We start from the raw sequence: 23912 nt of genomic DNA on the forward strand, positions 1-23912 counted from the left end.
GTCCCCGCTCGTGAGCTAGGGCGTGTCTCGAAGTGGCCTCAGCCACCGCGCGAGCGCGCTACCTGCCCGGTGGGGCGATGCCGGAGGCGAGCCTCGCCGGGCAGATCGCGAAGCGATGTCGCGCTCGCCAAGTCCCGGTGAGGCGCGAGCCGCCAGGCGAGCGCCGTGGGCCGGGACTCTGAGACGCAGCCTAGTCGTCGGCGGGCCAGGCGTCCGCGAGGATCTGGCGGGTGTCGCGCAGCAGCTGCGGGAGCACCCTGGTCCGGCCCACGACCGGCATGAAGTTGGTGTCGCCGCCCCAGCGCGGCACCACGTGCTGGTGCAGGTGCGCGGCGATGCCCGCGCCGGCCACCTGGCCGAGGTTCATGCCGACGTTGAACCCCTGCGCGCCGCTGGCCTTGCGCAGCGCGGTGAGCGAGTGGCGCGTCAGCTTCGCCAGCTCCTCGTACTCGGCCGCGTCCAGCTCGGTGTAGTCGGCGACGTGGCGGTACGGCACGACCATGAGGTGCCCGGAGTTGTACGGGTAGAGGTTGAGCACCGCGTAGACCCACTGCCCGCGGGCCACGATGAGGCCCTCCTCGTCGGTCATGCGGGGGAGCTCGCAGAAGGGGCAGCCGTCGCCCGCGCCCGTGCCGCTGGGCTTGTTCTCGCCCTTGATGTAGGCCATGCGGTGCGGAGTCCACAGCCGCTGGAAGCTGTCGGGGACGCCCGCCCCGCCCTTCTCCTCCTCGTAGTGAGGCCCCTCCTCACGCGGCTCCCCGTCGCGGGGGTCCCGGGCTTTCCGCGCATGCGGCTCGGACGCGTCGTCACGCGCCTCCGGCATCACAGACTCCTCCGGCTCTACGCTCAAGGCGGCGCTCTCCTTTTGTCCAGGGCCTGACCAGCAGCATAGAGAGCCGGGCCGCGCGGCCCGAATCCGGGATGCCCGGCGGCGCTCCTCCCCGCCGATTCGCCAGTTCATACAGATTTCATCTCACTTCACCGGACTTGACCCGACTTGGCAGACGGCCCGGCCGTCACTTGGGCACCATGGACGGGCCGTCGACCGTGGGGAGCCGCACGATGACCGACCTCGGCAAGGGATCCTCGGATGACAGCGCGGACCCCGCGCGTCCCGAGGTGAGGTCCATGCCGTTCTTCCCGGGACCGCCGTCCTCGGGACCGCGCTCCACCGGCGGCGTGCCGCTGGCCGCGCCGCCCGCCATGCCCCCCGCGGGACCGCCCCCGGGTTCCACGCCGCCCTCGGGCTCCCCGCTGCCGTCCCCGCCCACCACGTCCCCCGGCCCCGCCACCGCCGCCGCGGCCTCCGCGGCGGTGGTCAAGGGCCGTATCACCATCGAGGACCAGGTGATCGAGAAGATCGCGGCGCTGGCGGCGATGGAGGTCCAGGGCGTCGCCACCTCCTCCGCCCGCACCTCGCCCCCTTCCCCCTCCGAGACCCCGCCGGGCCTGCCGGGCGCCCCGGCCGCGCCGGACGGACCGCGCGTACGGGTCCACCTCCACGACAACGAGGTCTCCCTGGATCTCAGCGTGGCGGTGGAGTACGGGTGCGTGGTCATGGACGTGGCCAAGGAGGTCAAGGCGCACGTGGCCCGGATGGTCGGCCAGATGCTGGGGATGCGGGTGGTCGCGGTCAACGTCTCGGTCGAGGACGTGAGCATGCCCGCGGGTGGGCGGCCCGCCCGCGCACCCGGCGGCACCCCCGGCGGAGCCCGGCCGGGCGCCCGGCCCGGCTCCGCCTGAGGGAGGCCCGCGGGCGGCGGCCCGGCGTCAGTTCGCGGCGCGGGCGTAGCAGGTCTGCATCGCCACGCCCACCGACACGGTGGTGACCTTCACCCGTTCGACCATCGCGGCCGTGACGCCGGTGAAGGTGAAGGTGTACGGGCGGCCGGCGCGCGCGGTGTCCTGCTTGGAGGCCGCGGGCCGCCCGCGCAGCGACGCCTCCGCGCGGACCAGCCCGCTGGTGGAGACGTGGACCGTGACCTTCAGCGCGGTGCCGGTGACCGCGTAGACGGCCGTGCCTGGCGGGCACCAGGTCAGGGTGCCCCCGCCCTGCCCCGGCATCGGCGGGCCGCCGCCCTGCCCCTGCGCCGGCTGCCGCCCCTGGCCCTGGCCCGGCCTGTCGCCGTCCTCGCTCTGCTGGGGCACGGGAGCGAGGGCGCCCCCGGGAACGGGCCGGGACGGCGTGGTGGCGGCCGGACCGGATCCGGCGGCGGGCTGCTCGCCGCCCGCCTTCCGGTCCTTGCCGAGGAGCGGCATGAGCAGGACCACGATGGCGGCGGCCACGAGTGCCAGCGCGCCGCCGTAACCGGCGATCCGGCCCAGGACCGGCGACCGGCCCCGGGCCCGGGCCCGGCCCCCGGCCCGCCGCCCGGTCCGGCGCACGGCCCCGACCCCGCGACCGGTCCCGCGCCCGGTCCTCCGCGTGGACGTCATACGTGCCTGCTCTCCGGTCGTGACGAGTGAGCGTCGAGGCTACCAAGCCCGGCTCTACCGGACGGTAACTTTGACCGGAGACCCGGTGGAGGACCGGGCCGCGCGGCCTCAGATCTGGATGCGCGCCTCGACCGCCTTGACGATCTCCTCGACCGCCTCGTCGATGGGGACCCCGTTCTTCTGCTCGCCGTTGCGGTAGCGGAACGACACCGCGTCCCTGGCGACGTCGTCGTCCCCGGCCAGCAGCATGTACGGGATCTTCTGCTTCTGCGCGTTGCGGATCTTCTTCTGCATCCGGTCGGCGGAGGAGTCCACCTCCACCCGGACGCCGCGCTCGCGCAGCCGGGCCGCCACCTTCTCCAGATGGGGCACGTGCGCGTCCCCGATCGGGATGCCGACCGCCTGGACGGGCGCCAGCCAGGGCGGCATCGCGCCCGCGTAGTGCTCCAGCAGCACGCCGAAGAACCGCTCGATCGACCCGAACAGGGCACGGTGGATCATCACCGGCTGCTGCCGGGACCCGTCGGCCGCCTGGTACTCCAGCTCGAACCGGCGGGGCTGGTTGAAGTCGACCTGGATGGTGGAGAGCTGCCAGGTCCGGCCGATGGCGTCCCTGGCCTGGACGGAGATCTTCGGGCCGTAGAACGCCGCGCCGCCCGGGTCGTCCACCAGCTCCAGCCCGGAGGCGTCGGCGGCCTCCTTGAGCGCGGCGGTCGCCTCCGCCCAGTCCTCGTGGGAGCCGATGAACTTGTCGGAGTCGTCCCGGGTGGACAGCTCCAGGTAGAACTGGTCCAGCCCGTAGTCGCGCAGCAGGTCCAGCACGAAGGTGAGCAGGCCCTTGAGCTCGTCGATCATCTGCTCGCGGGTGCAGTAGATGTGCGCGTCGTCCTGGGTCATGCCGCGCACCCGGGTGAGGCCGTGCACCACGCCGGACTTCTCGAACCGGTAGACCGAGCCGAACTCGAACAGACGCAGCGGCAGCTCCCGGTAGGACCGCCCCCGCGCCCGGTAGATGAGGTTGTGCATCGGGCAGTTCATCGGCTTGAGGTAGTAGTCGCCCCCGTCCACCTCCATGGGCGGGAACATGTCGTCCTTGTACCAGCCCAGGTGCCCGGAGACCTCGTACAGGGTGCCCTTGGTGATGTGCGGGGTGTTGACGAACTCGTAGCCCGCCTCCTCGTGCCGCCTGCGCGAGTAGTCCTCCATCACGCGGCGGACGACGCCGCCCTTGGGGTGGAAGACCGCCAGCCCGCTGCCGATCTCGTTGGGGAACGAGAACAGGTCGAGCTCGGCGCCGAGCCTGCGGTGGTCGCGCTTCTCGGCCTCCTCCAGCAGCTTGAGGTACTCGTCCTGCCGCTCCCGGGACTCCCACGCGGTGCCGTAGATCCGCTGGAGCTGCGGGTTCTTCTCGCTGCCCCGCCAGTAGGCGCCGCCCGAGCGCATCAGCTTGAACGCGGGGATGACCCGGGTGGTCGGGACGTGCGGGCCCCGGCACAGGTCCTTCCAGCGCAGGTCGCCGGACTTGGCGTCGAGGTTGTCGTAGATGGTCAGCTCGCCCGCGCCGACCTCGACGCCGGCGCCGTCGGCCGCGTCCTCCACCTGACCGCCGCCCTTGAGCCCGATGAGCTCCAGCTTGTAGGGCTCGGAGGCCAGTTCCTCGCGCGCGTCCTCGTCGGAGACCACCCGGCGGGAGAACCGCTGGCCCTGCTTGACGATCTCGCGCATCCGCTTCTCGATGCGCTTGAGGTCGTCGGGGGTGAACGGCTCGGCGACGTCGAAGTCGTAGTAGAAGCCGTTCTCGACCGGAGGGCCGATGCCCAGCCTGGCGTCGGGGAACAGGTCCTGCACCGCCTGCGCCAGCACGTGCGCGGCGGAGTGGCGCATGATCGCCCGCCCCTCCGGGGAGCCGATCTCGACCGGCTCCACGACCTCGCCGTCGCGGACCTCGTAGGCCAGGTCGCGCAGCTCGCCGCCGACACGGGCGGCGACCACGGTCCGGCCGTCGGCGCCGAGCACCTGCCCGGCGGTCGAGCCGGCGGCCACCACCCGCTCGCTTCCGTCGAGGGTGATGCGCAGCTCAGGCACGGTGGACACGGGTACTCCTCGCGATGGTGATGGGTGAGGTTCCGCTCTGCGGAGAGGCTCCGATGGTATCGAGTCGGGGCGCGCGCCGGACGCATCCCGTTCCCTGCCCGCGCCACCGCCCGGCTCCGCCGCCGGATCGTGTTCCATGGGTTCGCTCTGCCTTTCCGTACGGGGAGCGACACCGGAGCGGCCCTCGACGACGACGAGGCCCCGGGATCGCTCCCGGGGCCTCGTGTTCGCTCTGTCAGGGCAGGCGACGCTCGCGCCGGGAGATCCCCGGCGTCGCCGTCTCGCACCCGGCCCCGCGCGAGGGCTCGTATGCGCGTACACCCGCCATGTGCCTCATGGTAGCTCACCGCCCTTCGCCGCCGCTCCCGTACCGCGGCGGCCCGGGACGGCGAGCCCGTCCATGTCCTCCAGCTCGCGGCCCTTGGTCTCCGGTACGGCCCGCAGGACGAAGACGAACGCCAGCACCGAGAAGGTCGTGTAGAGGCCGTACGCCAGTCCCAGCGAGATGCCGGACAGCCCCGGGAAGGTGGTGGTGACGACCCAGTTGGCGATCCACTGCGCGGCGGCGGCCACGGCCAGCGCCGAGGCCCTGATGAAGTTGTTGAACATCTCGCCGAGCATCACCCAGACCACCGGGCCCCAAGTCGCCGCGAACGCCACCACGTAGAGGTTGGCCGAGACCAGGGCGAGCGGGCCCGCCACGTCGCCGAGCGTGGGCTTGCCGTCCACCACCGGCGCGGTGGCGAAGCAGACGGTCAGGACGCCGAGGGTGACCGCCATGCCGGCCGCGCCCGCCAGCAGCAGCGGGCGCCGGCCGATCCGGTCGACCAGCGCGATCGCCACCAGCGTGGCGAGCACGTTGACCACCGAATTGATCACGGAGGTGAGCATGGCGTCGTTCTCGCTGAAGCCCACCGCCTGCCACAGCGAGGAGGAGTAGTAGAAGATGACGTTGATGCCGACGAACTGCTGGAAGACCGACAGCAGGATCCCCGCCCACACGATCGGCAGCAGCCCGAGGCGCGGGCCGCGCAGGTCGCCCAGGCGCACCGGCCGGTCGCGGGACAGCGAGCGGACGATCTCGCCGATCTTCAGCTCGACGTCGCCGCGTCCCATCACCCGGGCCAGCACCTCGCGGGCCCGGCCCAGCTGACGCTTCTTGACCAGGTAGCGGGGCGATTCGGGGATGGTCGTGGCGATCACCCCGTACATCACCGCCGGGATCACCGCGCTGGCGAACATCCAGCGCCACGCGGAGCCGCCCCAGGGGAACTCCCCGGCCGCGCCGCCGTCCGACACCCGGGCGATGACGTAGTCGACCACCAGCGCGGCGAAGATGCCCAGCACGATCGCCATCTGCTGGAGCGAGCCGAGCCGGCCGCGCAGCTCGGCGGGCGCGATCTCGGCGATGTAGGCGGGGGCGATCACCGAGGCCGCGCCGATCGCCAGCCCGCCGGCCAGCCGCCAGAACGTCAGGTCCCAGGCGTTGAAGGCCAGCGCCGAGCCCAGCGAGCTCGCGATGAACAGCAGCGAGGCGATCAGCATCACCCGGACCCGGCCGACCCGGTCGGCCAGCCGGCCGGCGAACCAGGCGCCGGCCGCGCACCCCAGCAGCGCGGCCGACACCACGAAGCCGATCTCCACGGCGTTGAGCTGGAACTGGGACTTGAGCGCGTCGACCGTCCCGTTGATCACCGACGAGTCGTATCCGAACAGGAATCCGCCCAGGGCCGCGGCCCCGGCCAGCAGCACCGCGGTCGCCGTCGCGTGCGACGGCGGAGGCGCGGGCGAAGGAGAGACCGGCTCGGGCACCCCTTGAAATGCCATGCCCCTGCCGTTCCCAGCAAAAGGGACGTTAAGCAACGGTTCACTCGCGCACGGCGACACCGATCACGTGCGGGGCGGCCGGGTTGGGGAACCGCGAGTCCGGGAACTCGAACCGCCGCTCGTGCCGGACGGTGAACCCGGAGCGGGCGATCCACGCGCCGGTGGGCCGGGACACGTGGCAGCCCGCGGCCAGGTACGGCCAGAACACGTCGGTGTACTTCTGGAACCTCACCATGCCCGGTGTCTCGCCGCGCACGTGCTCGTAGTAGCGCAGCTCGCCGCCGGGGCGCAGGACGCGCCGCAGCTCGGCCAGGGCCTCGGCCGGGTGGCGCACCGAGCACAGCACGAGGGAGACCACGGCCACGTCGAAGGAAGCGTCCTCCAGGTCGAGGTGCTCGGCCACCCCGGCGCGGACGGCCACCGGCACGGGGGCGGACGCGGCGGACGCGACGGCGCGGGCCCGCAGCCGGGGCTCCGGCTCGATCGCGACCACCTCGGTCACGCCCTCGCCGTAGTGGGCGAAGTTGGCGCCGTGGCCGGCGCCGACCTCCAGGACCCGCCCCCTCACTCCCGCCAGCAGCTCGTCGCGGTGCGCGCCGCCGCCGGCCCGCGCGGAGGCGGCGTCCAGGCGGGGGTAGATGCGGGCGAAGATCGGATGCCTGCGATCATCGGTCATTCCCCCAGTCTGCGCCATCGCGCCGGGTGGCGGCGGCGCGGGCCGCGGCCCGGCGGGACAGCTCGGGGATCACGCCCTCGCCGAACCAGTACGCCTCCTCCAGGTGCGGGTAGCCGGAGAGGATGAACTCCTCGATGCCCAGCGCCGCGTACTCCTCGACGCGGTCGGCGACCTCGGCGTGGCTGCCCACCAGGGCGGTGCCCGCTCCGCCGCGGACCAGGCCCACCCCGGCCCACAGGTTGGGGTGGATCTCCAGGGCGCGTTCGGAGCCCGCCGCGCGGTCCCCGGCGCGGTAGGACTCGTGCAGCGCGCGCATCCGCCGCTGCCCCACCGAGTCGCTGGCGGCCAGCGCCTCCTGCGCCCTGTCGATGTGCGCGGGGTCGATGCCGTCCAGCAGCCGCCGGGCCTCGGCCCAGGCCGCCTCGGAGGTGTCCCGGCTGATGGTGTGCAGCCGGATGCCGAAGCGGGGCGACCGGCCGTGCCCGGCGGCCAGCCCGCGGATCCACTCGATCTTCTCCGCGACCTGGTCCGGCGGCTCGCCCCAGGTGAGGTAGACGTCGGTGTGGCGGGCCGCCACCGGCCCGGCGGCCGGGGACGACCCGCCGAAGTAGATCTCCGGGAGGGGGTCCGGCGGCCGGGGCACCACGGCGCCCTCGACGTGGTAGTGCTCGCCCTTGAAGTCGTACGGCTCGCCGGTCCAGGCGCCGCGCACGATGGACAGGAACTCGCCGGTGCGGGCGTACCGGTCGGCGTGCGGCAGGTGGTCGCCGAAGCGGCGCTGCTCGGCGGACTCTCCGCCGGTCACCACGTTCAGCAGCAGCCGCCCGCCGGAGATCCGCTGGTAGGTGGCGGCCATCTGCGCGGCCAGGGTGGGCGAGACGAAGCCGGGCCGGAAGGCCACCAGGAACTTCAGCCGGGAGGTCTCGCGCAGCAGCGCCGCGGTCACCAGCCAGGCGTCCTCGCACCAGGTGCCGGTGGGGGTCAGCACCGCCTCGAAGCCGAGCTGCTCCGCGGAACGGGCGATCTGGGCGAGGTAGTCGATGTCGGGCGGGCGGATCCGGTCGGCGGTGCCGGGCCGCTCGCCCGGCCGGCCGACGCCGGCGGGGACGCTGTGGCCGCCGCCGATGAGGGCGCGGCTGTCGCCGGTGGTGGGCAGGAACCAGTGGAAGCGGGGCGTCATCCTTTGACCTCGATGTCGTTGAAGCGGCGGTCGACGTACTCGGCCATCCGGACCTTGCCGGGGATCAGCCGTTCGGCGTGGAAGGCGTCGGCCACCTCCTGCTCGTGGCGGACGAGCGCGTCGTCGACCTTGATCAGGGTGGCCGCGCGGCGCCGGGCGGCCTGCTCGGCGACGGCGAGGGGCAGGCCGGTGTCCTTGGACCAGACGGCGCCCCACGCCTCGGGATGGCCGGCGGCCCAGAGCAGGGCGCGGCGCTGCCGGGCGAGGTAGTCGCGCAGCGCCGCCGTCCTGGCCTTGTCGTCCAGCGCCTTCTCCGCGGCGACGACGAGGTTGTATCCGGTGGTGTAGCCGTTCCCGTCGACCAGAACGCGGCCGCCCGCCTGGGTCTGCCCCTGGGCGGTGTAGGGGTCCCAGATGGCCCAGGCGTCGAGCCGGCCCTGGCTGAAGGCCGCGAGCGCGTCGGGAGGCGCCAGGTACTGCGGCTGGACGTCGGTGAAGCCGAGGCCGGCCCTCTTCAGGACGGCCAGCAGGTGGTAGTGGGCGGAGCTGCCCTTGGCCACGCCGATCCGCTTGCCCTTGAGGTCGGCGGGGGCGCGGATCGCCGAGTCCCTCGGCACCAGGATCGCCTGGCCGGTCAGCCCCAGGTCGGCCGCGGACACGATCTTGATCTTGGAGCCGGCGGCGGCGGCGAAGACGGGCGGGGTGTTGCCCACCGCGCCGAGGTCCAGCGCTCCGGCATTGACCGCCTCCAGCAGCGGCGGGCCGGAGGTGAACTGGTTCCAGGTGACCTTGTACGGCAGGTCGCGCAGTTCCCCGGCCGCGCCCAGAAGTGCCTGCTGGCCGCCCTTCTGGTCGCCGATCCGCAGGGTCACCTTCGCCAGGTCCACCGAGCCGTCCTGGCGGACCGCCGCGTTGCCCGGGTCGCCGCCGCAGCCGGCCGCCGCCGCCGTGAGGAGGAGGGCGGCCAGGATCGCCGGCAGGGCACGGGGCCGTCGCGGTCGTCGTGTTCTCGTGATGCTCATGAGGTCCCTTCGGGGGTGACACCGAGCCGGGTGAGCAGGGTGGCGCGCAGCGCGGTGAGGTCGGGATGGTCGCGGTGGCGGGGGCGGGGCACCTCGACGCGGGACTCGTGCGCGATCCGGCCGCCGTCCAGGACGAGCACCCGGTCGGCCAGCAGCAGCGCCTCGTCCACGTCGTGGGTGACCAGCAGGATCCCGGGGCGGTGCCGGTCCCACAGGTCGAGGACGAGCCGGTGCATGCTGATGCGGGTGAGGGCGTCCAGCGCGCTGAACGGCTCGTCCAGCAGGAGCAGGTCGGGGTCGCGGACCAGGGCGCGGGCCAGGGACGCGCGCTGCGCCTCGCCGCCGGAGAGCGTCAGCGGCCAGGCGCCGCCGCGTTCGGTCAGCCCGACCTCGTCGAGCGCCTTGGCCGCGGCGGCGCGGGGGTCGGGCGCCGCCAGGCCTAGGACGACGTTGGCCCAGACCCGTTTCCAGGGGACGAGCCGGGGCTCCTGGAAGGCGACCGCGGTGGTGCCGTCCACGGTGAGGCCGCCCCGGCCGGGCCCGGAGGGGACGTCGCGGTCCAGTCCGGCGAGGGCGCGCAGCAGCGTGGACTTGCCCGAGCCGCTGCGGCCCAGCAGGGCGACGAACTCGCCCCGTTCGATGGTCAGCTCCACGCCGTCCAGGACGGTCCGCTCGCCGAAGGCGCGGGTCAGCCGGTCGACGCGGGCGACGGGGCGGGCGGCGGGTTGGGCGGCGGTCACGCCAGGAACTCCTTCCGCCATGCCAGCGTCCTCCTCTCCAGCAGCCGGACCAGCGCGTCGGTGAGCAGGCCGAGCGCCGCGTACACCACCAGGCCCAGCACCACCACGTCGGTGCGCAGGAACTCGCGGGCGTTGTTGATCATGAATCCGAGTCCGGAGGAGGCGTTGACCTGCTCGGCCACGATGAGGGCCAGCCAGGCGATCCCCAGGCTCTGCCGGAGCCCGGTCAGGGCCTGGGGCAGCGCGCCGGGCAGCACGATGTGCCGGACCAGCGCGAGGCGGCCCAGCCGGAGCGTGTGCGCGACCTCGGCCAGCTTGGGGTCCACGCCGCGGATCCCGGCGAAGGTGTTGAGGTAGAGAGGGAAGGCGACGGCGAGCGCGACCAGCGCCACCTTGGGCGCCTCGCCGATCCCGAACCACAGGATGAACAGCGGGATCAGGCCGAAGTTGGGCAGTGCACGCAGCATCTGCATCAGCGGGTCGACAGCGTGCTCGCCGATCCGGGCGAGCCCGGCGGCCAGGGCCAGGCCGACACCGGCGGCGCCGCCGATCAGGAAGCCCAGCGCGGCGCGTTGCACCGACACGCCGATCGCGGCGGGCAGCGTCCCGTCGCGGGCCAGGTCGACGCCGGTGGCGGCGATCGTGGCGGGCGCGGCCAGCAGGCGTTCGGGCAGCAGGCCGGAGGAGGAGGCCAGCTGCCAGAGGACGAGCAGGAGCAGGGGACTGACGGCGCGGGCCGCCGCGGAGCGCGGCAGCCGGACGGAGGAGATCCTCGGACGCGCCCGGGAGGGGGCGCGGGCGAGGTCGAGAGAGGAGGTGGACACGGTGACGGGACCCTTCGCAACGGCGTTCGGGGAGATCGCGCGCGGGACCTGGAGGTACGGCCCGCTAGGCCGGCCGACACAGGGAGCTGGCCTGGCGCCGGAGGTCGACGTGCAGGCGCGCGACGAGAAGGGCGAGGCGGCTCACGCTGATCACCATGGACCATATTTCCTATTTAGTCAATCGGAAATACCTGTAAGCGTGGGGCGGCGGCGCCGGGTGCTACCCAGGGACGGGGCCCGATCTCCCTCCCGCGATGCACGCCATCACGGCATACCCCGCCTTAGGCTCGCACTGCGATGAACGAATCCACACACCTTCCACCGCAGGACCCGCGGAACGACCACGTCCGCCTCCTCCACGGCATCCGCGCCGCGGTGATCCCGGGCCCGCACGACCCGCGCACCGTGCCCCTGCCCCCGCGGCTGTGGCTGCGCGTCCCGCTGCTGCTGCTCCTGCTGGTCATGACCATCGGGTTCATCGGCGGCTCCATCGCCATCCCGATCGAGGTGGACGGCCAGAACGGCGGCGTCAGCACCCTGCTGGGGGTGCTGCAGGCGGCCCCGCTGCTGTTCGCGGTGCGCCGCCCGCTGGCCGCCTGGCGGATCTCCGCGTCCGGCCTGGTGCTGGGCGTCGTGCTGGTTCACGGAGGGTTCTGGCCCTGGCCGGTGACCTCGTTCCTGGCCCACCTGGTGATCCTGTTCTTCGTCTCGATGGCCTGCGACCGGGAGGCCCTCGTGGGCGTCGGGGCGGTCGTCATCGCGGGGCTGATCGGTCCCGCGGTCCTGGCCGGCATGCCGGGCTGGTTCGGCGCGATCCTCGCCGGCGTCGTGCTGATCGTGCTGTCGTTCGGCGACGCGGTGGGCGGCCGGCGCACCGCCGAGGCGATCCTGCGCGAGCAGGAGGAGCTGCGCCGCCAGGACCTGGCCCGGCAGGCGGTGCTGGAGGAACGGGCCCGGATCGCCCGCGAGCTGCACGACGTGGTGGCCCACCACATGTCGGTGATCGCGATGCAGGCGGAGGCCGCCCCCTACAAGATCCCCGAGCTGCCCGACGCCGCCCGGCAGACCTTCGAGGTGGTCCGGGACGCGGCCCGCGACGCGCTGACCGAGACCCGGCGGGTGGTGGGGCTGCTGCGTTCGGACGACGAGGGCGCCGAGCGGGCGCCGCAGCCGGGCCTGGAACGGATGGACGAGCTGGCCGCCGGCGCCCGCCGGTCGGGGCTGGCCGCCTCGGTCGCGGTGGTCGGGGTGCCCCGGCCGCTGGCCGCGGGGGTCGACCTGTCGGCGTTCCGCATCGTCCAGGAGTCGCTGAGCAACGCGGCCCGCTACGCGCCGGGCGCGCGGGTGTGGATCGAGGTCAGGTACGACCGGGAGCAGCTGCGGATCTCCGTCACCGACGACGGCGCGCGCACCGAGCCCGAGGAGTCGCACGGGGGCGGGCACGGGCTGGTCGGCATGCACGAGCGGGTGACGATGCTCGGCGGCACGCTGGCGACCGGGCCCCGCGAGGAGGGCGGCTGGTCGGTGGTGGCGGAACTCCCCTACGGGGAGTGAGGCCCGTCCCGCCCGCTACCGCTAATGTTCCTCTCGTGACGATTCGGGTGCTGATCGCCGACGATCAGGTGATGATCCGCGACGGGCTGGCCGCCCTGCTGTCCTCCGATCCGGAGATCGAGGTCATCGGGCAGGCGGGCACCGGCGTGGAGGCGGTGGAGCTGGCCCGGAAGCTGGACCCGGACGTGATCGTGATGGACATCCGGATGCCGGAGATGGACGGGCTGGCCGCCACCGCCGAGCTGGTCGGCGAACCGCCCGCCGAGGACGTCGACCCGGCCGGGGTCCGCCCCAAGGTGCTGGTGCTGACCACCTTCGACCTGGACGAGTACGTGTACGAGGCGCTCGGCGCGGGGGCCAGCGGCTTCCTGCTGAAGGACGCCTCGGCCGCCGACCTGATCGCCGGGGTGCGGGTGGTGGCCGCGGGCGACGCCCTGCTGGCCCCCTCCATCACCCGCCGGCTGATCGGCGACTTCGCCCGGCGCCGGCGCCACCAGCGGCCCAGCCCCGGCGCCACCTCCTCGCTGACCCCGCGCGAGCTGGACGTGCTGCGCCTCATCGCGCGGGGCCTGTCCAACGCCGAGATCGCCGCCGAGCTGGTGCTGGCCGAGCAGACGGTCAAGACGCACGTGGGGCACGTGCTGACCAAGCTCTCGCTGCGCGACCGCACCCAGGCCGTCGTCTACGCCTACGAGAACGGCCTGGTCGGCTGACCGTCCCTGCCCCGGCCGGAGGTCAGCGGGACGGGTCGATGAGGAGCTTGCCGGTCGTGCGCCGGGCGCGCAGCTCCTCGTGGGCACGGCGGGCCTCGCCCAACCCGTACTCGCCGCCGGGGATCACCCGGAGCCTCCCCTCGGCGACCAGGGCGAACAGCTCGTCCAGCGCGGTGCGCATCACGTCGCCGGGCAGATGGAACACGTGGGCCAGCCACATGCCGGCGATGGTGGTGGAGCGCGCCAGCAGCGTCCCCGGCTGCACCGGCTGCGGGGCCTGCCGCGAGGCCATGCCGTAGAACGCCAGCCGCCCGAACGGCGCGAGCGCGAGAAGGCTCTGGTCGGTGACGGTCCCGCCGGTCATCTCCAGCACCACGTCCACGCGGCGGCCCTCGTTGGCCTCGATCAGCGCGGCCTTCAGGTCGGGCTCGGCGGGATCGACGACGGCGTCGGCGCCCAGCTCCAGCGCCAGGTCGCGCTTCTCCTTGGACGAGGCGGTCGCGATGACCCGGCCGGCGCCCCACGCCTTGGCGAGCTGCACGGCCAGCGAGCCGACCCCGCCGGCGGCGGCGTGCACGACCACCGACTCGCCGGGCTCCAGATGGACGCTGCGGCGCAGCAGCAACCATGCGGAGGCGCCCTGGACGACCATGCCGAGGGCGGTGAGGTCGTCGACCGTCTCAGGTACGTCCCAGGCCATGGCCGCGAGGGCGAGCGCCTTCTCCGCGTAACCGCCGGACGTCAGCAGCGCCACCACCCGGCGCCCCTCGGGCGTGCGGCCGACGACCTCGGCGCCCGGGACGAGGGGCAGCGACGCCGCGGCGAGGTAGCTGTTCTCGGCCTGGTGGGTGTCGGCGTAGTTGACGCCGGCCCGGGACACCTCGACGAGGATCTCTCCCGGGCCGGGAACGGGCTCGGGCAGCTCGGCGAGGCCGAGCACCTCGGGTCCGCCGAACTCGGTGATCTGGATCGCGCGCACGGTCTCTCCTCAGTGTGGGCTCAGTGTCGGCGCGGGCCGGGGACCCCGCGGAAGGCGAAGGGGCCGGGCTCGCGCCCGGGGACGACGAACCACGCCTCACCCGCGCCGTCGCCGTCCAGGATCGCCATGAACGCCTCCACCACCTCGGCGACCTCCAGGATCGGGAACCCGGTCTCCCGCAGGTGCCCCTTCAAGTCGTGCAGGATGGCGGTGTCGGCGAACGACGGGCACAGCGCGTTGACCCGGATCCCCTCCGGCGCGTGGAGGGGGCCGAGGGCGCGGACCAGCCCGACCACGGCGGCCTTGTTCGCGCCGTAGACGGGGTCGAACGGGGTGGAGGTGAGCGCCGCCATGCTCGCGGTGGCGACGATGTCGCCTCCGCCGCGGGCGCGCAGGGCGGGAAGCGCGGCGTGCACCCCGTACACGACGCCGTCGAGGTTGATCCCGATCGCGCGCCGGTAGAGCTCGGGGTCGAAGTCGGCGTCGAGGCCGCACCCGCTGGAGACGCCGGCGTTCAGGAAGGCCACGTCCAGGCCGCCGAAGGACTCCACCGCGGCGGCGACGGCGGCCGCGCTGTCGGCCGGGTCGCGCACGTCGCAGCGCACGAACCGCCCGTCCAGTTCCCCGGCGAGCGCGGTGCCGCGCTCCTCGTCCACGTCGGCGAGCACCGGGCGGACGCCCCGGCCGGCGAGCCGGCGGGCCACCGCCGCGCCGATGCCGTTGGCCCCGCCCGTGATCAGCGCCACCTTGCCCGTACCGTCGAAGGGTGCCATGGACCGCCTCCTCAAGTAACTGACTCGTCAGTTACTCTAGCGGAATGGACTTCGGGTTGAGCGAACGGGCCCAGGACTACCTCGGCCGCCTGCAGGACTTCATGGACTCCCACGTCTACCCCGCCGAGCCGCTCTACGCCGAGCAGCGGCGCGAGTTGCGGGCGGCGGGCCAGGAGCACACCGTTCCCCCGATCGTGGAGGAACTCAAGGCGGAGGCCCGCGGGCGCGGCCTGTGGAACCTCTTCCTCCCCGCGAGTCATCCAGGGGGGACGACCCCCCTGTACCCCCCGGCAGGTACCCAAGAAGACCCTGCCCACGGCCTGACGGTCACCGACTACGCCTCACTGGCCGAGGTGACCGGCCGCTCCCCCAGCCTCGCGCCCGAGGCGATCAACTGCGCGGCCCCCGACACCGGGAACATGGAGGTGCTGCACCTGTTCGGCACCCCCGAGCAGAAGGAGCGCTGGCTCACCCCGCTGCTGAACGGCGAGATCCGCAGCGCGTTCGGGATGACCGAGCCGGACGTGGCCAGCTCCGACGCCACCAACATCTCCACCCGGATCGAGCGCGACGGCGACCACTACGTCATCAACGGGCGCAAGTGGTGGATCAGCGGCTCCGCCGACCCCCGCTGCAAGGTCATGATCCTCATGGGCAAGACCGACCCCGACGGTCACCCCTACCGCCAGCAGTCCATGGTGCTGGTGCCGCTGGACGCGCCGGGGGTCGAGATCGTCCGCGCGCTGCCCGTGTTCGGCTACTCCGACCAGCACGGCCACTGCGAGATCCATCTGAACGACGTGCGCGTGCCGGTGGGCAACCTCGTCGGCGAGGAGGGCGGCGGCTTCGCCATCGCCCAGGCCCGGCTCGGCCCCGGCCGCATCCACCACTGCATGCGCGCGATCGGGATGGCCGAGCGGGCGCTGGAGCTGATGTGCCGGCGGGCCGCCGGCCGGGTCGCGTTCGGCAGGCCGCTGGCCCGGCAGGGCGTCGTCCAGCAGCAGATCGCCGAGTCCCGGATGGCCATCGAGCAGGCCCGGCTGCTCACCCTCAAGACCGCCTGGCTGATCGACCGGCACGGTGTCAAGGCCGCCCGGTCCGAGGTGGCGGCGATCAAGGTGATCGCCCCGCGGGTGGCGCTGGAGGTCGTGGACCGGGCGATCCAGGTCCACGGCGGCGCCGGCGTCAGCGACGACACCCCGCTGGCCGCGATGTGGGCGGGGCTGCGCACGCTGCGGCTGGCCGACGGGCCCGACGAGGTCCACGTCCGCTCCGTGGCCCGCACCGAGCTGGGCAAGTACGCGAGCTGATGGCGAACGAGACGGGGGGACCGGCGCCGGGCGCGCGGCGGCGCATGCCGCACGCCCGGCGGCGCGAGCAGCTGCTGAGGGTGGCGCTGGGCGAGTTCGGGCGGCGCGGCTACCACCTCACCCAGATGGAGCACGTGGCCGGGACGGCCCAGGTCTCCAAGGCGCTGCTCTACCAGCACTTCGCCTCCAAGGAGGACCTCTTCGCCGAGGTGACCGAGTCGATCGTCACCGACCTGACCGGCCGGCTCAACGCCTCGGTCCTCGCGCAGCAGGACTCGATGGAGGGCATCCGCGCGATGGTGCGGGTGCTGTTCGACTACGCCACCGCCGAACCCGACGCCTGGACGCTGGTGATCCGGCACCTGGACAAGCCCGAGGTGGGGCTCGAACTGCGGGAGCTGCGCGAACGGCTCGGCACCGCCTTCGCCGACCTGCTGCTGCGCCGCCGCCGCGCCGACCCCGCGCTGTCGCCCGCCGCGCTGGCGGCCAACGAGCGGCGGGTGCGGCTGCTGGTCCCGCTGATGTACGGGTCGATGCTGTCGATGGTCTCCTGGTGGCTGGAGCACCCCGAGACCCCGCGCGACCGCGCCGAGCAGATGGCGGTCGAGTTCATCTGGCTCGGGCTGGACCGGCTGCGTTCCGGCGAGCGCCTCCCGGCCCCCGAGAGCACCCGGTGACGCGGAGCCCGGGCCGGCGCCCGCCCGTCCCCGCAGGCCGTCCCCGCAGGCCGTCCCGGCGGCCCGTCCCGCGACACACCTCACGCACCGTACCGTAACGATTTCGCCTCGGCAGGTTCCGCGCGCCGCCGCCCGGACGCCACGATGAGGGCGTGGCAGCCGACGGAAGTGGCGCGACCTCCCCTGCCGGCCTCGTCGCGGACCGGCTCGACGCCTGGCCCGGGATCTCGAAGGTCCGGGCGGACTGCGGGGTCGGGCTCGCCCTCGCCGCGGAGGGGATACAGATCATCCATCTGCATTCGGGGGACGAGGCCGAGCTGCGCCTCACCCGTCCCGTCGTGGACCGGCTCGGCGAGGCGCTGGCCGGCTCCGGGCGGGTGACCGTCCACCCCGACGGAGACTGGATCACGGTCCGCCTCGACACCGACTCCGACGTGGCCCTGGTCGTCTCGCTGGCCAGCGTCGCGATCAAGGCCGGCGCCGGCGACGCGGCCGCGCCGCGGTCCCGTACCCCCTGCGGCGCGGCCCCCGCCGGCGGGCCGGCCGGATCACCGTCCTGACCGGCCGCCGAGGGCGGACGCGAGCGCGGCGGCCGCGCGGTGGCAGTCGTGGAACGTGGAGTACAGGGGCACGGGCGCCAGCCGCACCACGTCGGGTTCGCGGGCGTCGGCCATCACGCCCGCCGACGCCGCCAGCCGCTCGACCAGGCCGCCCGCGTCGGGCACCCGGATCGACAGCTGGCATCCCCGCGCCGCCGGGTCGGCGGGAGTGATCACACGCAGCCCGGGGATCCGGGCCAGGCGCCCGGCCAGGTAGGCGGTGAGGCGCTCGCTCTTGGCGCGCAGCGCGTCCATGCCGACCCGGTCGAAGATCTCCAGGGAGGCCAGGACGGGGGCCAGCGCCAGGATGGGCGGGTTGGACAGCTGCCAGGCGTCGGCGGACGCGGGCGGGGTGAACTCCGGCGCCATCCGGAACCGCGTCGCCGGGTCGGTCCCCCACCAGCCCGCCAGCTTGGGCAGCCCCGCGTCGCGGACGTGCCGTTCGTGGACGAAGCACCCCGCCACCGCTCCGGGACCGCTGTTGAGGTACTTGTAGGTGCACCAGGCGGCGAAGTCGACGTCCCAGTCGTGCAGGCGCAACGGCACGTTCCCCGCGGCGTGCGCCAGGTCCCACCCGACCACGGCCCCGGCGGCGCGGCCCGCCTTGGTGATGGCCGCCATGTCCATGAGCTGGCCGGTGAGGTAGTTGACGCCGCCGAGGAGAAGCAGCGCGACATGCCGCCCGTCGCGTTCCAGGTACGCCAGGACGTCCTCGGTGCGCAGGTGCTCCTCCCCGTCGCGCGGCCTCAGCCGCACGACCGTGCGTTCGGGGTCGAGCCCGTGGTGGACCGCCTGGCTCTGGACGGCGTAGGAGTCGGAGGGGAAGGCCGTGTCCTCGATGACGATCCGCGTGCGTTCACCTGCGGGACGGTAGAAGGTCGCCATCATCAGGTGGAGGTCGACCGTCAGCGAGTTCATCGCGACGACCTCGTGCGGGCGGGCCCCCACCAGCCGCGCCGCGGGCCCGCGCGCCCGCTCGTGGTAGTCCACCCAGGGACGGCGGCCCCGCGTGTGACCCTCGACGGCCAGCCGCGCCCAGTCCTCCAGTTCCTCGTTCACCAGGCGGGCGGTGCTCTTCGGCTGGAGCCCCAGCGAGTTCCCGGCGAAGTAGGCGGCCTCGGCGTGGGGGCCGCCGGGCGCGGGCGGCACGTGGAAGGCGTCCCGCAGCGTCGGCAGCGGATCGGCCTGGTCGCGCCGTACCGCGTCGCGCTCCGCCTCGTACTCCGCGCCGTACTCCGCGCCGTACTCCGCGCCGCGCGGGGATTCCGCGTCGTTCATGGTCACCGTTCGTCCAGGGAGAAGAAGCGGCGGGCGTTGCCGCCGAGGATCGCCGCGCGCTCGTCGCCGGTCAGCTCCGCGCAGGCCCGCACGGTCGCGCCCGGCTCCAGCTCGCCCAGCGGGAAGGGGAAGTCGGTGCCGAGCATCACCCGTCCGGCGCCCATCACCTCCACCAGCAGGCGCAGCGCGCGCGGGTCGAAGACGGCCGAGTCGACGAAGAACCGGCCGGTGTACGCCGAGGGCGGGCGCGGCGAGTCCGCCCGGACGATGTCGCGGTTGTGCCAGGCGTTGTCGGCCCGGCCGAGCAGGTAGGCGAAGCTGCCCCCGCCGTGGCACAGGCACAGCCGCAGCGACTCCGGGATCCGCTCGAACGCGCCCGACAGGATCAGCGACAGGATCGACAGCTGGGTCTCGGCCGCCATCCCGACCAGCCAGGGCAGCATGTACCGGCCCGCCATCCGGTCGCCGCCCAGCATGTCCCAGGGGTGCATCAGCACCGGCACGCCCTCCCGGGCGCAGTGCGCCAGGAACTCCACGATCCCCGCGTCGTCGGGGTAGCGCTCGCCGACGTGGTTGCCGATGTGCACGCCCCGGTGCCCGGCCGCGGCGGCCTTGGTCACCGTCTCGCACGCCAGCTCCACGTCCTGGAGCGGGACCTGGCACAGCGGCAGCAGCCGGTCCGGCGCCTGCGCGCAGTAGTCCAGGATGCGCTGGTTGACCAGCTCGCACCAGTCGGCGGCGCGCCCGGCCTCCGCCCCGTACCCGAACATCAGCGGGGTGGAGGAGACCGCCTGCACGTCGACCCCGGACCGGTCCATGGCGGCGACCCGCGCCTCCGGGTCCCACAGCTCCACGCCCACCGGGCGGAACTCGTCGTCCCCGCTCATGATCGTCCCGGTGCCGTCGCCGTGCTCGCGCAGCCACGGCTCGCCCGCGCCCGCCAGCACGCGGGCCTCGGACCGCGACAGCCGCGGGAACACGTGCGTGTGGACGTCGATGACGCTCACGAACGGGTCCCGGTCCGGGGCCGCAGCTCCGCGGGCCAGTCCTTGCCGGGGTGGACGGCGCCGCACCGCGGGCAGGTGCGGTCGCCGTCGTAGAAGCTCTGGAACACCGGCGGCAGGTCGTCCACGATCGAGCGGACCTGCAGGTCGGCGCGGTGGACGAGGTGGTGGCAGTTCATGCAGTACCACTCGAACGCCTCGCGGGTGCCCTCCGGCCGCGCGATCTCCACGACCAGGCCGATGCTGCCCTCCTCGGGGCGCTGCGGCGAGTGCCGCACGTGGGGCGGCAGCAGGAAGACGTCGCCCTCGTTGATCTGGACGTCCACCGGAGGGCGGCCCTCCTCCTCCATGACGCGCAGCACCATGTTGCCCTGGAGCTGGTAGAAGAACTCCTCGGCGGGGTCGTCGTGGAAGTCGGTGCGCTGGTTGGGGCCGCCGATCACCATGACGATCAGCCCCGACTCCTGCCACACCTGGACGTTGCCGACCGGCGGTTTGAGCAGGTGGCGGTGCTCGTCGATCCACCGCTCGAAGTTGAACGGCCGCCCGAACGACAGCCTCGGCAGAGTGGTCACGCTCCGGCCTCCTTCACTGGGATGTACGCCACGCAGGCGATCTCGATCAGAAGATGGGGGTGGGGAAGCTGGTGCACCGCCACCGTGGTGCGGGCCGGCCCGGTCTCGTCGAAGTACTCGCCGTAGACCTCGTTGTAGCCGCCGAAGTCGTTCATGTTCACCAGGTAGGCGGTGACGTTGACCAGATCCGCCAGGTCTCCCCCGGCGGCCTTCAGCAGGTCGCGGACGTTCTCGATGACGGCGCGGGTCTGCTCCCGGATGTCCAGGTCGGTGACGCCCATCGCGTCGGCGCGGGCGCCGGCGAACGACCCGTCGGGACGGCGGGAGCTGGTCCCGGAGACGAACACCAGGTCACCGGCCCGGCGCAGGTGCGGGAAACGTCCGCGCGGCCGGGCCTTCCCCTCGACCAGCAGCGCGTCGTCCCGTCCGGCGGGCGGGGTCTCGCCGGTCATGCCGTCACCTCCACCCGGCCCAGCCCGGCGCCGGTGACGCGGACGTGGGCGCCCGCGGGCAGCGGCACGGCCGCCGTGGCGGCGCCCGCAAGCACGATCCAGCCCGGTTCCAGGGTGATCCCGGCCTGCCCGGCCAGGCGCGCGGCGGCCCGCAGCGACCGCAGCGGGTCGCCCAGGATCGCGGCCGAGGAACCGGTCTGCGCGACCCGGCCGTCGATCTCCATCACCAGTCCCACGTTGGTGAGGTCGGCGACGCGGTCCGGGGCGTGCCAGGGCCCGACGCCGAACCCGGCCGCGGAGGCGTTGTCCGCGATCACGTCGGGCAGCGTGAACGAGAAGTCCCGGTAGCGCGAGTCCAGCACCTCGAAGCCGACCGCGACCCCGGCCACGGCCGTGTCCACGTCGGCGGCGGAACGGACCGGGCGGCCGATGAGGAACGCGATCTCCGGCTCGATCCGGGGATGCACCAGCCGGGAGACGTCCACCGAGGACTCCACGAGCATGGCGTCGGTCAGCAGCCCCCAGATGACGTCGTCCACGCCCATCTGGATCATCTTGGCGCGGCTGGTGAAGCCCATCTTGACCCCGGCGAGCCGTTCGCCCCGGGCCCGGCGCCGCTCGATCACGGCCCGCTGCACCCGGTAGGCCGCGTCCACGCCGAGTTCGGTGCCGGGCGGCAGGCCGTCGGTCAGCCTGGGGATCGCCCGCACCTCCCGGGCCGCCGCGTCGAGCCTGGCGGCCAGTTCCCCGACGTCCACCCCGCCGGCCACGTCGCCGGGCACGTCACCGGCCACGTCACCGGCCGCGTCACCGGCCTTACGAGTGCTCACGCGTCCTCCCTCTCCCTGTCCCCCGCGTCCCCCGCGGGGTGCGGCGCGAAGGCGACGCGGACGTCGCCGAGCCCGTCGATCCGGGCCTCCAGCACGTCGCCGGGCACGGCCTCGACCATCGGGCCGAGCGCCCCGGTCAGCACGGTGTCCCCGGCGCGCAGCGGATCGCCCGCCCGCGCCAGCGTGTCCGCCAGCCACAGCGCCGCGTTCAGCGGGTGCCCCAGGCAGGCCGCGCCGGTACCGGTGGACACCTGCTCGCCGCGCCGTTCCAGCACCATCCCGCACAGGCGCAGGTCCACCCCTGCAAGCGGGACCGGGCGGTTGCCCAGGACGTACAGTCCCGAGGAGGCGTTGTCGGCGACGGTGTCGGCCAGGGTGATGTCCCAGTCGCGGACGCGGCTGCCGGCGACCTCGATGGCGGGCAGCGCGAACGCGGTCGCGCGGATCAGGTCGGCGACGGTGTGCCGCTCGTGCGTCAGGTCGCGTTCCAGCACGAGGGCGACCTCGGCCTCGGCCCTGCCCTGCAGCACCGCCCCCGCCGGGATCTCGGCGCCGTCGGGCACCGCCATGTCGGCGAACAGCGTCCCGAAGTCGGGGCTGTCCACGCCGAGCTGGCGCTGGACCGCCGCCGAGGTCAGGCCGATCTTGTGGCCGACCGGGCGGCGCCCCTCGGCCCGCCAGTGCCCGGTGATCCGCCGCTGCACGGCGTAGGCGTCGGCGGCCGACGCGATCAGGTCGCGGACGGGCGCGCACGGGGTCCCGGTGCGGTACGCCCCGAGGATCCGGTCGGCCGCGGCGCCGATCGCGGCGCCGTTCGCTGTGGTCGCTGTCTCGGTCACGGAACTCGCTCTCAGATCTGGACGCAGACGTTGACGGGCTCGGAGAAGAAGTCGAGGGAGTGCTCGCCGCCCTCGCGGCCGATCCCGGAGTGCTTCACGCCGCCGAACGGGGTCCGCAGGTCGCGCAGGTTCCAGCAGTTCACCCACACGATGCCCGCCTGGACGCGCGGCGCGACCCGGTGCGCCCGCGACAGGTCGCGGGTCCACACGGTGGCCGCCAGCCCGTACGGGCTGTCGTTGGCCAGCCGGACCGCCTCCTCCTCGGTGTCGAACGGCGCCACGTGGCAGACCGGGCCGAAGATCTCCTCACGGACGGTGCGCGCGGTCTCCGGCAGGCCGGTCAGCACGGTCGGCTCGACGTAGAAGCCCGCGTCCCGGCGGTCGCCGAAGGCCGGCGTGCCCCCGCCCGCGACGACCGTGGCACCCTCCTCACGGGCGAGGCGGTAGTACGACAGCACCTTGTCGCGGTGGCCGGCCGAGATCATGGGGCCGTAGCCGTCCAGCGCCCGCGCCCGCGCGGCCAGCCCGGCCACGAACTCCTCGAAGACCGGGCGCTGCACGTACACCCGCTCGGTGCACAGGCAGATCTGCCCGGAGTGGGTGAACGACGAGCGCGCCGTCCCGTCGATCGCCGCCTCCAGGTCGGCGTCGGCGAACACCAGCGCCGGGTTCTTGCCGCCCAGCTCGAACGACACCGGCGTGACATGGTCGGCGGCGTTGCGCATGATGGCCGCGCCGGTGGCCGACTCGCCGGTGAACGCGATCGCGTCCACGCCCGGGTGCCCGGTGAGGAACTCTCCCGCGGCGCCCGCGCCGTGCCCGTGGACCAGGTTGAACGCCCCGCCGGGCAGCCCGGCCTCGTCGATCACCGCGGCCAGCAGGGTGGCGGTGGAGGGGGTCTCCTCGGACGGCTTGGCCACCACGGCGTTGCCGGCGGCCAGCGCCGGGGCCACCTTCCAGGTGAGGAGCAGCAGCGGCAGGTTCCACGGCGAGATGATCGCGACCACGCCCAGGGGCCGCCGCACCGTGTAGTTGAGGGCCTGCCCGCCCGCACCCGCGCTCCAGCCCGGGATCTGGGTGGTGTAGGCCCGTTCCGGGCGCCCGTACAGCAGGTCGGCGTAGGCGCGGAAGTTCCCGATGGCCCGGGGGATGTCGACCGTGGCGGCCAGCTCGCGCGGCTTGCCCGTGTCGCCGGTCTCGGCGTCCACGAACTCCTCGAACCGGGCCTCGATCCGGTCGGCGATCCGGCGCAGCGCGGCGGCCCGCTCGGTGTCGCCGGTCGCGCCCCAGGGGCCTTCCAGGGCGCCGCGCGCCGCGCGCACGGCCGCCTCGACCGTAGCGCGGCCGGCCTCCGGGACGCGCCCGCGCTCGGTGCCGTCGGACGGGTCGAGCAGGGGGAACGTCGTCCCGCCGGGTTCGTCCGGCAGGAAGGTCCCGCCAACGTAGTGGGCCGGCTTCATGAACCCGTCACCGCTCCTCTCGCTCTTCGCTTCCGTGGCGGGCCGCACGAGCGGCCCGCCACGATCATCA

General features: G+C 73.9%; 26 protein-coding genes. 6 read left to right on the forward strand and 20 right to left on the reverse strand.

What is annotated here, in order from left to right; all coding sequences use genetic code 11:
- Positions 1 to 190: 190 nt before the first annotated feature.
- Together IW256_RS21885 and IW256_RS21890 are read right to left on the reverse strand one after the other, a co-directional pair.
- Positions 191 to 823 (reverse strand): HIT family protein, encoded by a 633-nt coding sequence (locus tag IW256_RS21885; RefSeq protein WP_197012753.1) that lies wholly within the window; start codon positions 821 to 823, stop codon positions 191 to 193.
- A gap of 193 nt (positions 824 to 1016) precedes the next feature.
- The gene (locus IW256_RS21890; RefSeq protein ID WP_197012754.1) at positions 1017 to 1322 is read right to left on the reverse strand and encodes a hypothetical protein; all 306 of its coding nucleotides are present in this window, start codon (positions 1320 to 1322) and stop codon (positions 1017 to 1019) included.
- Between IW256_RS21890 and IW256_RS21895 the strand changes: the two genes are divergently transcribed.
- Positions 1315 to 1743, forward strand: coding sequence for an Asp23/Gls24 family envelope stress response protein (locus IW256_RS21895; RefSeq protein WP_197012755.1), 429 nt, complete (start codon positions 1315 to 1317; stop codon positions 1741 to 1743). The genes IW256_RS21890 and IW256_RS21895 overlap by 8 nt on opposite strands.
- Positions 1744 to 1770: 27 nt before the next feature.
- Here IW256_RS21895 and IW256_RS21900 read toward each other — a convergent pair whose 3' ends face one another.
- The 9 genes from IW256_RS21900 to IW256_RS43145 form a co-directional block, all read right to left on the reverse strand.
- The gene (locus tag IW256_RS21900; protein WP_197012756.1) at positions 1771 to 2436 is read right to left on the reverse strand and encodes a hypothetical protein; all 666 of its coding nucleotides are present in this window, start codon (positions 2434 to 2436) and stop codon (positions 1771 to 1773) included.
- A gap of 108 nt (positions 2437 to 2544) precedes the next feature.
- Positions 2545 to 4530, reverse strand: coding sequence for a threonine--tRNA ligase (gene thrS, locus IW256_RS21905; RefSeq protein WP_197012757.1), 1986 nt, complete (start codon positions 4528 to 4530; stop codon positions 2545 to 2547).
- Between the two features lie 333 nt (positions 4531 to 4863).
- On the reverse strand, positions 4864 to 6357 hold the full coding sequence (locus IW256_RS21910) for a sugar porter family MFS transporter (protein WP_197012758.1): 1494 nt from the start codon (positions 6355 to 6357) through the stop codon (positions 4864 to 4866).
- 40 nt (positions 6358 to 6397) lie between these two features.
- Positions 6398 to 7033 carry a class I SAM-dependent methyltransferase gene (locus tag IW256_RS21915; protein ID WP_197012759.1) on the reverse strand — a complete coding sequence of 212 codons (636 nt, stop codon included), beginning with the start codon at positions 7031 to 7033 and terminating at the stop codon, positions 6398 to 6400.
- Positions 7023 to 8213 carry an LLM class flavin-dependent oxidoreductase gene (locus IW256_RS21920; RefSeq protein ID WP_197012760.1) on the reverse strand — a complete coding sequence of 397 codons (1191 nt, stop codon included), beginning with the start codon at positions 8211 to 8213 and terminating at the stop codon, positions 7023 to 7025. Before IW256_RS21920 ends, IW256_RS21915 begins: the two co-directional genes overlap by 11 nt.
- Positions 8210 to 9235: an ABC transporter substrate-binding protein gene (locus IW256_RS21925; RefSeq protein WP_197012761.1), complete on the reverse strand. Its 1026-nt coding sequence runs from the start codon at positions 9233 to 9235 to the stop codon at positions 8210 to 8212. The genes IW256_RS21920 and IW256_RS21925 overlap by 4 nt, the downstream gene beginning before the upstream one ends.
- On the reverse strand, positions 9232 to 9996 hold the full coding sequence (locus IW256_RS21930; protein ID WP_197012762.1) for an ABC transporter ATP-binding protein: 765 nt from the start codon (positions 9994 to 9996) through the stop codon (positions 9232 to 9234). The genes IW256_RS21925 and IW256_RS21930 overlap by 4 nt, the downstream gene beginning before the upstream one ends.
- Complete coding sequence (locus tag IW256_RS21935; protein WP_197012763.1) at positions 9972 to 10799, reverse strand: ABC transporter permease; 828 nt, start codon at positions 10797 to 10799, stop codon at positions 9972 to 9974. Before IW256_RS21935 ends, IW256_RS21930 begins: the two co-directional genes overlap by 25 nt.
- Positions 10800 to 10863: 64 nt before the next feature.
- On the reverse strand, positions 10864 to 10956 hold the full coding sequence (locus IW256_RS43145) for a putative leader peptide (protein ID WP_386928160.1): 93 nt from the start codon (positions 10954 to 10956) through the stop codon (positions 10864 to 10866).
- Positions 10957 to 11096: 140 nt separating this feature from the next.
- On the opposite strand from IW256_RS43145, the gene IW256_RS21940 reads away from it, so the two are divergent.
- Both IW256_RS21940 and IW256_RS21945 read left to right on the forward strand, forming a co-directional pair.
- Positions 11097 to 12353: a sensor histidine kinase gene (locus IW256_RS21940; RefSeq protein ID WP_231403881.1), complete on the forward strand. Its 1257-nt coding sequence runs from the start codon at positions 11097 to 11099 to the stop codon at positions 12351 to 12353.
- 35 nt (positions 12354 to 12388) lie between these two features.
- Positions 12389 to 13066, forward strand: coding sequence for a response regulator (locus IW256_RS21945; protein ID WP_197012764.1), 678 nt, complete (start codon positions 12389 to 12391; stop codon positions 13064 to 13066).
- Between the two features lie 22 nt (positions 13067 to 13088).
- On the opposite strand, the gene IW256_RS21950 is transcribed toward IW256_RS21945, so the two are convergent.
- Together IW256_RS21950 and IW256_RS21955 are read right to left on the reverse strand one after the other, a co-directional pair.
- Positions 13089 to 14045, reverse strand: coding sequence for a quinone oxidoreductase family protein (locus IW256_RS21950; RefSeq protein WP_197012765.1), 957 nt, complete (start codon positions 14043 to 14045; stop codon positions 13089 to 13091).
- Positions 14046 to 14065: 20 nt separating this feature from the next.
- Positions 14066 to 14818 (reverse strand): SDR family NAD(P)-dependent oxidoreductase, encoded by a 753-nt coding sequence (locus IW256_RS21955; protein WP_197012766.1) that lies wholly within the window; start codon positions 14816 to 14818, stop codon positions 14066 to 14068.
- Between the two features lie 44 nt (positions 14819 to 14862).
- Between IW256_RS21955 and IW256_RS21960 the strand changes: the two genes are divergently transcribed.
- From IW256_RS21960 to IW256_RS21970, 3 genes are all read left to right on the forward strand, one after another.
- Positions 14863 to 16128, forward strand: a complete 1266-nt coding sequence (locus tag IW256_RS21960) for an acyl-CoA dehydrogenase family protein (protein ID WP_197012767.1) — start codon at positions 14863 to 14865, stop codon at positions 16126 to 16128.
- On the forward strand, positions 16128 to 16805 hold the full coding sequence (locus IW256_RS21965) for a TetR/AcrR family transcriptional regulator (protein WP_197012768.1): 678 nt from the start codon (positions 16128 to 16130) through the stop codon (positions 16803 to 16805). Before IW256_RS21960 ends, IW256_RS21965 begins: the two co-directional genes overlap by 1 nt.
- A 152-nt stretch (positions 16806 to 16957) precedes the next feature.
- Positions 16958 to 17365 (forward strand): luciferase domain-containing protein, encoded by a 408-nt coding sequence (locus IW256_RS21970; protein ID WP_197012769.1) that lies wholly within the window; start codon positions 16958 to 16960, stop codon positions 17363 to 17365.
- Here the strand turns inward: IW256_RS21970 and kynU are convergent.
- The 7 genes from kynU to IW256_RS22005 are packed head-to-tail and all read right to left on the reverse strand — an operon-like array spanning position 17354 to position 23842.
- Positions 17354 to 18682 (reverse strand): kynureninase, encoded by a 1329-nt coding sequence (kynU, locus tag IW256_RS21975; protein WP_197012770.1) that lies wholly within the window; start codon positions 18680 to 18682, stop codon positions 17354 to 17356. The genes IW256_RS21970 and kynU overlap by 12 nt on opposite strands.
- A gap of 2 nt (positions 18683 to 18684) precedes the next feature.
- Complete coding sequence (locus tag IW256_RS21980; RefSeq protein WP_197012771.1) at positions 18685 to 19689, reverse strand: amidohydrolase family protein; 1005 nt, start codon at positions 19687 to 19689, stop codon at positions 18685 to 18687.
- A complete protein-coding gene (locus IW256_RS21985) occupies positions 19686 to 20261 on the reverse strand; it encodes a 3-hydroxyanthranilate 3,4-dioxygenase (RefSeq protein ID WP_197012772.1) in 576 nt (191 codons plus the stop codon). Before IW256_RS21985 ends, IW256_RS21980 begins: the two co-directional genes overlap by 4 nt.
- Positions 20258 to 20713 carry a RidA family protein gene (locus IW256_RS21990; RefSeq protein ID WP_197012773.1) on the reverse strand — a complete coding sequence of 152 codons (456 nt, stop codon included), beginning with the start codon at positions 20711 to 20713 and terminating at the stop codon, positions 20258 to 20260. Before IW256_RS21990 ends, IW256_RS21985 begins: the two co-directional genes overlap by 4 nt.
- Positions 20710 to 21543 (reverse strand): 2-keto-4-pentenoate hydratase, encoded by an 834-nt coding sequence (locus IW256_RS21995; RefSeq protein WP_307828996.1) that lies wholly within the window; start codon positions 21541 to 21543, stop codon positions 20710 to 20712. Before IW256_RS21995 ends, IW256_RS21990 begins: the two co-directional genes overlap by 4 nt.
- The gene (locus IW256_RS22000; RefSeq protein WP_197012774.1) at positions 21540 to 22382 is read right to left on the reverse strand and encodes a 2-keto-4-pentenoate hydratase; all 843 of its coding nucleotides are present in this window, start codon (positions 22380 to 22382) and stop codon (positions 21540 to 21542) included. Before IW256_RS22000 ends, IW256_RS21995 begins: the two co-directional genes overlap by 4 nt.
- A gap of 11 nt (positions 22383 to 22393) precedes the next feature.
- A complete protein-coding gene (locus tag IW256_RS22005) occupies positions 22394 to 23842 on the reverse strand; it encodes a 2-hydroxymuconic semialdehyde dehydrogenase (protein WP_197012775.1) in 1449 nt (482 codons plus the stop codon).
- Positions 23843 to 23912 lie beyond the last annotated feature (70 nt).

This window comes from Actinomadura viridis (genome assembly GCF_015751755.1).
In the GTDB taxonomy this organism is placed as follows: Bacteria; Actinomycetota; Actinomycetes; order Streptosporangiales; family Streptosporangiaceae; genus Spirillospora; species Spirillospora viridis.

Excerpts from the sequence above, each read along its gene's own strand:
- IW256_RS21885 (WP_197012753.1), bottom strand. The coding sequence starts at position 823 with ATGCCGGAGGCGCGTGACGACGCGTCCGAGCCGCATGCGCGGAAAGCC.
- IW256_RS21900 (WP_197012756.1), bottom strand. The coding sequence starts at position 2,436 with ATGACGTCCACGCGGAGGACCGGGCGCGGGACCGGTCGCGGGGTCGGG.
- IW256_RS21910 (WP_197012758.1), bottom strand. The coding sequence starts at position 6,357 with ATGGCATTTCAAGGGGTGCCCGAGCCGGTCTCTCCTTCGCCCGCGCCT.
- IW256_RS21915 (WP_197012759.1), bottom strand. The coding sequence starts at position 7,033 with ATGACCGATGATCGCAGGCATCCGATCTTCGCCCGCATCTACCCCCGC.
- IW256_RS21920 (WP_197012760.1), bottom strand. The coding sequence starts at position 8,213 with ATGACGCCCCGCTTCCACTGGTTCCTGCCCACCACCGGCGACAGCCGC.
- IW256_RS21925 (WP_197012761.1), bottom strand. The coding sequence starts at position 9,235 with ATGAGCATCACGAGAACACGACGACCGCGACGGCCCCGTGCCCTGCCG.
- IW256_RS21930 (WP_197012762.1), bottom strand. The coding sequence starts at position 9,996 with ATGGCGGAAGGAGTTCCTGGCGTGACCGCCGCCCAACCCGCCGCCCGC.
- IW256_RS43145 (WP_386928160.1), bottom strand. The coding sequence starts at position 10,956 with ATGGTGATCAGCGTGAGCCGCCTCGCCCTTCTCGTCGCGCGCCTGCAC.
- IW256_RS21940 (WP_231403881.1), top strand. The coding sequence starts at position 11,097 with ATGAACGAATCCACACACCTTCCACCGCAGGACCCGCGGAACGACCAC.
- IW256_RS21955 (WP_197012766.1), bottom strand. The coding sequence starts at position 14,818 with ATGGCACCCTTCGACGGTACGGGCAAGGTGGCGCTGATCACGGGCGGG.
- IW256_RS21960 (WP_197012767.1), top strand. The coding sequence starts at position 14,863 with ATGGACTTCGGGTTGAGCGAACGGGCCCAGGACTACCTCGGCCGCCTG.
- IW256_RS21965 (WP_197012768.1), top strand. The coding sequence starts at position 16,128 with ATGGCGAACGAGACGGGGGGACCGGCGCCGGGCGCGCGGCGGCGCATG.
- kynU (WP_197012770.1), bottom strand. The coding sequence starts at position 18,682 with ATGAACGACGCGGAATCCCCGCGCGGCGCGGAGTACGGCGCGGAGTAC.
- IW256_RS21990 (WP_197012773.1), bottom strand. The coding sequence starts at position 20,713 with ATGACCGGCGAGACCCCGCCCGCCGGACGGGACGACGCGCTGCTGGTC.
- IW256_RS22005 (WP_197012775.1), bottom strand. The coding sequence starts at position 23,842 with ATGAAGCCGGCCCACTACGTTGGCGGGACCTTCCTGCCGGACGAACCC.